General features: G+C 38.2%; 7 protein-coding genes. 3 read left to right on the forward strand and 4 right to left on the reverse strand.

Annotation, left to right across the window (positions count from 1 at the left end; all coding sequences use genetic code 11):
- Window positions 1-138 precede the first annotated feature (138 nt).
- Window positions 139-1,533, reverse strand: coding sequence for a serpin family protein (locus EI162_RS12575; protein WP_192520456.1), 1,395 nt, complete (start codon window positions 1,531-1,533; stop codon window positions 139-141).
- A 611-nt stretch (window positions 1,534-2,144) separates the two neighbouring features.
- On the opposite strand from EI162_RS12575, the gene EI162_RS12580 reads away from it, so the two are divergent.
- A complete protein-coding gene (locus tag EI162_RS12580) occupies window positions 2,145-2,705 on the forward strand; it encodes a GNAT family N-acetyltransferase (protein WP_192524678.1) in 561 nt (186 codons plus the stop codon).
- Window positions 2,706-2,754: 49 nt separating this feature from the next.
- Here EI162_RS12580 and EI162_RS12585 read toward each other — a convergent pair whose 3' ends face one another.
- Together EI162_RS12585 and EI162_RS12590 are read right to left on the reverse strand one after the other, a co-directional pair.
- Entirely contained in the window at window positions 2,755-3,645 is an 891-nt protein-coding gene (locus tag EI162_RS12585) for a nucleotidyl transferase AbiEii/AbiGii toxin family protein (RefSeq protein ID WP_192524679.1), read from the reverse strand.
- Between the two features lie 2 nt (window positions 3,646-3,647).
- On the reverse strand, window positions 3,648-4,553 hold the full coding sequence (locus EI162_RS12590; protein WP_192524680.1) for a type IV toxin-antitoxin system AbiEi family antitoxin domain-containing protein: 906 nt from the start codon (window positions 4,551-4,553) through the stop codon (window positions 3,648-3,650).
- Between the two features lie 502 nt (window positions 4,554-5,055).
- Here EI162_RS12590 and EI162_RS12595 point away from each other — a divergent pair.
- A complete protein-coding gene (locus EI162_RS12595; RefSeq protein ID WP_192524681.1) occupies window positions 5,056-5,658 on the forward strand; it encodes a hypothetical protein in 603 nt (200 codons plus the stop codon).
- Between the two features lie 94 nt (window positions 5,659-5,752).
- Here EI162_RS12595 and EI162_RS12600 read toward each other — a convergent pair whose 3' ends face one another.
- Window positions 5,753-6,691 (reverse strand): replication initiation protein, encoded by a 939-nt coding sequence (locus EI162_RS12600; protein ID WP_192524682.1) that lies wholly within the window; start codon window positions 6,689-6,691, stop codon window positions 5,753-5,755.
- 353 nt (window positions 6,692-7,044) lie between these two features.
- Here EI162_RS12600 and EI162_RS12605 point away from each other — a divergent pair, with 353 nt between their 5' ends.
- A complete protein-coding gene (locus EI162_RS12605; RefSeq protein WP_192524683.1) occupies window positions 7,045-7,218 on the forward strand; it encodes a hypothetical protein in 174 nt (57 codons plus the stop codon).
- Window positions 7,219-7,518: the final 300 nt, after the last annotated feature.

Here is a 7,518-nt window from a genome sequence, read left to right on the forward strand (position 1 = left end):
AGGAAATGAAGAAGCTCATTATCAGCTTGGCACGATATATATCTCAAACAAAGACAAACTTAGCCATTAAAAAAAACTACTCTTATGGCATATAAGCCAGTTTTTAATAGGATATACCCTAGTTAAGGTGGTTTCCCACTAAGGCTTATTCACTTGACCTAAAAATAGTATTGCGTCAGTTTTATTGTCTTTAATCATAAAAAGAAACGGGTGATCGGCTTTAAAAACAGGTGGTGGAGCAGAGGCAGATTCAGTAGATACTACAATGCCAGTCGCTGCCGCTGCTTCGGTGCCTTTTTCATCGACGATGACCACCGCCTGATGATAGATCTCATCTATCCATGTAGATAAAGGCTGATCAAACAGTTTGAAAGTAGCCTTGTCTTGATTAAAAGCAATGGGCATGCCCATATCTGACAGCATATCTTTCATGTCGTAGCGTTCTTTAAGCTTGAACTTTGGTAAGTGAAGGTTCACTTCTTGCGTAATTAAGTCTTTATTCCACTCTTTAATCTTATCAGCGCTTAAATCACGCACCAGCTGCTGCATGGCTGTCTTGTCTTTAGATTTTGGTAATATCACCAGCATAGATAAGTCATCACCCTTATAAGGCAATTGCACGACCTGCACCTGTTTGTCCTCGCTATAACCAAAATCCGCCTGTGTATGCATCATTTTTATATTAGGACTTGTACCCACATGGTTATAAAAAGGCTGCTCACTGGTGCTTTGAATATTGAATGGCGTTTTCCAATCGCCCTTAAAGTAAACGGCGTTGGTTAATACGGCGACCGTAATTTTTTTAATACTGCCTTTTGGCAGTAATTCAGGGATCAGCTGGTTGGTATGCTGAGCGATTTTTTTATTAATAATGAGGCGTGAAGGATCAGGATTATCTTCAAAATCAAGGTTAGTCACTTGACCCCCGTAATAACGTTGTACCGTATCTACGTAGGATTTAGTAGGTGTTAACCCTTGTTCCATCCATAAATCGTTGACCGTAGCAAGTTTATAATCAGGATTGGGTTTGTTAAATTGATTATAGAGCGCGGCGCTATTAGGATTAAGAACATCCATTGAGGGATAGTAAAAAGTTTTCTGAATTTGCTCTTTGGTTTCCCCTTCCGCTGCGGCATACAGCATGGCCATCGCCGTAGACAGGCTATAAGGCGAGAAAAATACGTTTTTATCTGCTTGGTCAGGTTGACCATTTATCTGCTGATACATAGCAACGGCAAATTGATTGTTGGCAGTAATGACTTTTTCGATGCCGTCTGAAGTAGAAGCGTCATCATCAGCAGCAATAAAATCAACCGGACTATCTGCTTGAGCGTCAGCGTTGCTTTTAGCTTTATCTGGTAAGTATGATTTATCTGAATTTGATGTGGTATTGGCTACGCTGTCAGTAGGTTTAGACTCTTTCATAGTGCTGTCACAGCCACTGACCACGAATAATAGACTACTGATAGCCAATGCACTTATGATACGGTTATGATGTGCTCTTTTAAGATAACAATACTGGTTATTCTTCATATCTGCTTCACTAATAATGTAGAGTTAAGATGATGCCATTCTAGTATCATCTCTATACAATCGTTTAGTGTAGTTTGGTAAGCGTGCTATATTTTCAAGGCTAATTAGGGGCTTAAACAGCAGATAGTTCGATGCCTGTATAGCGCACCAAACACGATTTTATGAGATAAGCGCAAGATTGAACGATCTATCCACTACCCAAAGTTGGACGTTAAGAACGGCACACCCTCGCCATGATATTGAACGTCAAAACAGACATAAAAAGCCTTAGCTAGGCTTTGAGAGATGAAAATGAAAAAAAGTAGCAAGATAATTCTATTTTCCTTGATAGCTGTGCTATTTTTAGCTCTTGGTGTTGGGCTATATGTTCTTTATCAAGGCTATCTAGTGATTTTACATTCTGTCTAGTAAGTAGCTTTAAGGATAATAAAAGAATGAATCAAGTCAAAAAACCTTCGAGTTAATCACAATAATTACATTCATAAGTACATTGACAGCGACCATCAATATATAAAAAATTTAATATCAATAACTTAGGTTCCGTGTTCAAGTCCTCACTAGGGAACAGCCTTTATTCCCATAAACAACTTCTAGAAGAACGTAGAATAGATATGCCAAAAAAAATAGAAACAAATCGCCTTTATTTAAGACAATGGCAGAAGACAGACTTGGGGCCATTTTCTAAAATGAATTCGGATAAGGATGTAATGGAGTATTTCCCTAAGCTACTATCGACAGAAGAAAGTGATGCCATGGCCTCAAAGTGTCAATCGCTCATAGAGGAAAGAGGCTGGGGAATTTGGGCAGTAAGCCTAAAAGATAGTGGTACTTTCATAGGGTTTGTAGGCTTACATCAACCGCAATATGATTTCCCATTCAACCCTTGCATTGAAATAGGTTGGAGATTAGGTAAAGAGTTCTGGGGCTACGGCTACGCAACGGAAGCCGCAAATGCTGCTTTAAAATTTGCTTTCGAAGAACTAAAACTTAATGAGGTAGTATCGTTCACTTCAAAGATAAATAAACGTTCACAACTAGTCATGCAACGCCTTAAGATGAAAAATACGGAAAAAGACTTCCAACACCCTGCTTTTGAGGTAACAGACCCACTTTCCGAATACGCACTATATAAAATAACCCAAAAAGAATGGATAGCAGATAGAAAAGAATGAAGGTATTTAGTAAATATAACAAAGCCGTTGTATCAGCAGATATAGCGGCTTACAAGTGTAGGCAAAGGCTCCATGGGAGTGATTCAAAATAATCTTGGACTACTGTATACATATCTTCTGGAGGTATTTCTATATCTACATCTATTTCAAGAGAAAGAGTATGAAAATCCTTGAGTGAAAGGTTTTTTATCTCTTCATCTCTCATTCCAGATTGATTCAAGTATGCTTCTATCCTTTTACCCTCAGAGCATTTAATCAGTTTATCTAATACAGTTTTTTTAGTTTCGTTTGAGTATAAAAGACTTGCTTCTTGGTTTAAAAGGTAGTGAATATCGAAAACATCCTGACGGCGACTACGAGTTCTAACGACCTGTTGTAGTATGCTACGATACTTCTCAGCTACAAGCTGTTCAAGTGAGTAACATAGAACATTGAGTCGGTCAGTTAACTTGAAGTTCTCAGTATCACTTACTGATACACTCTCATTGAAGCTAATATCAAGCTCAACGATATGAGGAGACTGCTTGTTATCTAGGCGTGTTACAGCTTTCAAATTAGTGCTATCCGCATACCCAATTCTCGCTTTATAAGCCGGAAACTTTACTTTACTAGGATCTTTAGGCATGTATTTTATAGAATGAACTAGGAGCTTTAAGTTATAGTTACTTAAGGCAACAACGGCTGTAATTTGCTTACTTAGCTTTAATTCTAGCTCTTCTTTGCTTAAAGCCTCCATGTTATCTAAAGAAGATAGATCTAGATCGGTTGTATAGCGTTCCGAGCCATAAGCTAAAGATAGTACTATTCCTCCCTTTATGACTAAATTTTGCGACAAGAATCTATCACGAGATATAGCCAATAAAATTAAGTGAATAGCCTGCCTAAATTTTTTTTTATCATCATTTTCTGCTCTATCTATCCACTCTTCAATATTTTTCATGATTAATTAAACACACTGTGATTAAGGGAGATGCACCAGTCCTCACTATATGAGTCTGAGTAAGGTTCGTTTGATATCATTTTACGACTTCCTCCTCTAGCTGTGGAATAAGTCTTCCATTCAGCGATTATAGGATCCTGAATATCCAAATGGGAGTTTAAGATGAAACCAATGCGACTTTTATCGATAGCAGTGCCATATAACTCAACTGAGTCTATGATCTCATTTAAAAGAACCTCTGCCATTTCTTCATAGACCTCTAAAACATGTTGAAATCCACCGCATAAATCGGGATTTCTCACCATTTCCAAGAACAAATCTCCAATGCTAATGATTCTAACGCTTTCGCCTTTATTCATATGAGGGTAAAGGTGTGAGCGAGAGTGAACATTAAGGTATTTGCCCTTAATTTTGATACGTTCAGAAGGGTATGGAGGTATAAAGAAATTATTCTTTTCTAGGTTTTCACCGTCTATGCTGTTTTCTGAGAGAAGTTGTGACTGTGTTTTCTTCCACAATGGTCTAGTCGGCGCAATATAGTCAATTCTCTTTGGAATTCTGTTAGTAAGATTGTAGAACCTCATGGCGCTCAAATACGTTATATAGCCTATATTATATAGCGAGCAAACTATTTCTAGGTCGCTCGGGGTTTTGTTAGCGATAACGAAGTAGTTGTCATGTGGTTTTTGTACTAAGCCGCTAGATACAAGATAATCTGTAACTTCAGATAATTTTTTCTTTAAATTACTATCCGTCCTAAACCCCTTTATACTTTGGTTTTGGAAGGATCTAGTTTCACGTATGTAATGCAAAAACTCATACAACTCTGAATCGAAGAAAGCTGTTTTTCTAGCTAACCCGATTACCCAAAGGCTTGTAGCCTCTTCTATAGAAATAGTTTTCCGCATATTGATCACATATTGTTTATAAGTCCTTAGGACTTATAAACAATATGTGATTAGATTGCAAGCTTTTTATTGTAAATGAGAGATATTTTACCTAAGCTATAGCTAATAAGGCTTTCAGAAATTGACATTACATGCAGGGCATATTAAAATGCGTCCTTAGGACGCATTTTAATATGCCCTGTGGTAAGTTAAAAAGATTGCATTATTTGAGGTCAATTTAGATACGACTTTAATCACTGTTAAACCGATAAGTAGGTCATTATGATCAAGAAATCTGATTAAAATGTCCTAAATTAGCTTCTGCTGTATTATCAACATAGCTCTCGAACTAGCTGTTTTTTTACCTCTCACACCTTTTTGTGAGGAGTTTGGGTATTGTGCCCACGGTAAATTATGGCTATAAAAAAATATTGAAACAAATGTTTGCTATGATATTATAGCCATAATTTTAAATACCAATGCAGCCCTTAAAAAACTATAGAGTCTTACGGAATAAAAGTTTATGCGTTTATTACTATCAATTCTTTCTATCAGCATATTATCAGCATGCTCTTCAACTAATGATCACACAGAAAAAGAATATTCGATCAGCGATAAAACTAACTACATCGGTTACTGGCAAGCAGATAGAGACAGCAATTATAAAAATACCAGCATTTCAATTAGTGAAATATATAAAGACGGCGACACCTATATGTTAAATACAGATGTCAACTACGAGTTTCTCCCTAAGCCTCCACCAAATCCTATGATAACTCAAGAAGAAGATGAGGAGATATCCGCCTTGACAGAAGGTGAAACAGGCGAGTTAATCTGGTCCGACAACATGGGAATGGCTGTCGTTTTTAAACTAACCAAAGACGGCGAAAAGCTGAGAACATCAATGGGAAACGAACCCTTGAGTAGAGTAGACGAAGCCACAGTAAATAAGATTAGCGAGCAAATAGAAACATGCGCCGAATTAACAGAACAATATACACTCGCATCATCTAAAACCCCACCACAAAACAAACAAACAGTTGAGGAGTTCGCTGACAAATTTGCACCATACGAAGAAGTATGTAAAGTACCAGAAAAAGTTAAAGATAAGCTTAGACAGAGGTAAGGAACAGCCTAAGTAAAAAGTTAGGCACCGCCTGAGCTAAATCAGATCCCCCCTCTAACTGGCTGTTATCTGATTTAGGCTTGCACTTTCCGCCTTAAAAACTTGGTTTTCTTAGCCAGTTTCGTATTGTTCGATCTGACACACCTAGCTCTATCGCTATTTCTTTCGTAGTAAGGTTTAAATCTCTAAGCTTGGTTGCTTTAGATCTCTTATCATTATACTTTGCTGACCTTGCAATCCCTCCATTTGGTGAATTACTAGCTTTACCGCCTTTGCTACCTTTAATCGCTTGGCGATAAATAAACTCATTATAGTGGTAAGAATCACGTTTCCAGCAGTATTTTGCGATGCTTTTAGCTGTGGCTTTGATTTCTGAGTATGGTAACGGCTCTAAAAACATCATATTTGCGTTCTGAGCGTGTTTAAGTACAGAATTGTGCCACTGATCCCAAGTCTTGCCTCGATGCTCTCTAATCGCAGAATACGCCCAATGGCGAACGGTATCGAACAGTGAACAGTTCCTACCAAGTCCGTATTCTTTCTCTGTGTTCGTTAAAGGTCTGAGATCAACAAACTCGGCTAGATAATTTAACTCGTAGGCTTCTTTTGTCCATACTTCGGTACGCCAATACTCGTGCATCGGGTTTTTGGTGATGAAGTTGGTATAACCGACGTCTGCTTTTGTCTCTCTGACAAGCCCTGCTTGTATCTTAGCGAGGTATTCTAAGGCTTTACGGCTGCCATGCTCACTGGTGCAAACAGGTGTTTTTAGCTCATAGACAATATGAGCGTGTCCATTTGAGGGGTTTTGGCTTGTCCACCGTGGCGGTGGTAGATATTCTTCCGCCCAACGCATTGCGCCATGCCGATGATCAATGTCTAGGCAGATAAAGTGGGTCATGCAAGGAGGGTTATGCTGAATGTACCGCATTTTGACGGCAGTTTGCCTAGGACGAATGACAAGAGTACCTAAATCATCGGTGCAATAAGGCTTATGGGGGAGTATTTCGTATATTTCCGGTAGTATTAACATCACGCACACTTGTGTTGGTGCGCCTGCTGATATAAAATAGCCGTATCGAAAAATGGGTTTTATATCTGCTGACACAGATTAAAATTCATCTAACCCTCAGAGATTGCCGTCTCTGGGGGTTAGTCGTTTCTAGCACTTGAGTTTACGCTCTCATCACACTTTCGTCAATTAGCAGTTTCCTCGTAAAGCCATGTCACTTAAGGGGCACAAAGTTATACCTACGTTATATTACATACCCTAATAGGGTCTGAATAAGACCGCTTGGGGCGTTGTTTTTCATAAACGCTGATCTAAAAAAAGCCCCACTAGTGAACTGACCCTCATAAGTTAGACACAACTTATGAGGTGTTTTTATGCGTTACACTCTAGGTTTTAAGCTCAAAGTCATAGCATACTATCGACAAGGACATACTGGAATCGCGACAGCAAAAAAGTTTGGACTTGATAAGAAGATAGTATCCGAGTGGACGCCTCTTAAATTGAGAAACGTCTTTTCTAAGGTGGTAGTTCTTAGTAGGAAGAAATAGTATAGTAAGTTATTAAAAATATAAAATAAGGAGTCTGCAATGGAGCTAATAGAAAAATTCATGACAATGGATGTTAAAGAACTTTATGGCTTGTTCGCCATTACAGTCTTTACTCTTATTATGATAGCGATAATGAAGTTTTTAAGAAGCTATTAACTACCTATGCATACCTTTTGAACCGCCCCGAATATATAGGAGGCGGCTTTACACATATACATAAACTAAATAACGCAGTTTAATTCTATTCTTAGATTAACACACCAAGTGCAACGCTAAATTATATTATAGAACACCTGATTG

It is taken from the genome of Psychrobacter sp. FME6, assembly GCF_014861365.1.
Taxonomy (GTDB): Bacteria; Pseudomonadota; Gammaproteobacteria; order Pseudomonadales; family Moraxellaceae; genus Psychrobacter.

Bases quoted from the DNA above. Each gene is read 5' to 3' on its own strand.
- EI162_RS12575 (WP_192520456.1), bottom strand. From the start codon at position 1,533: ATGAAGAATAACCAGTATTGTTATCTTAAAAGAGCACATCATAACCGT.
- EI162_RS12580 (WP_192524678.1), top strand. From the start codon at position 2,145: ATGCCAAAAAAAATAGAAACAAATCGCCTTTATTTAAGACAATGGCAG.
- EI162_RS12585 (WP_192524679.1), bottom strand. From the start codon at position 3,645: ATGAAAAATATTGAAGAGTGGATAGATAGAGCAGAAAATGATGATAAA.
- EI162_RS12590 (WP_192524680.1), bottom strand. From the start codon at position 4,553: ATGCGGAAAACTATTTCTATAGAAGAGGCTACAAGCCTTTGGGTAATC.
- EI162_RS12595 (WP_192524681.1), top strand. From the start codon at position 5,056: ATGCGTTTATTACTATCAATTCTTTCTATCAGCATATTATCAGCATGC.
- EI162_RS12600 (WP_192524682.1), bottom strand. From the start codon at position 6,691: ATGTTAATACTACCGGAAATATACGAAATACTCCCCCATAAGCCTTAT.
- EI162_RS12605 (WP_192524683.1), top strand. From the start codon at position 7,045: ATGCGTTACACTCTAGGTTTTAAGCTCAAAGTCATAGCATACTATCGA.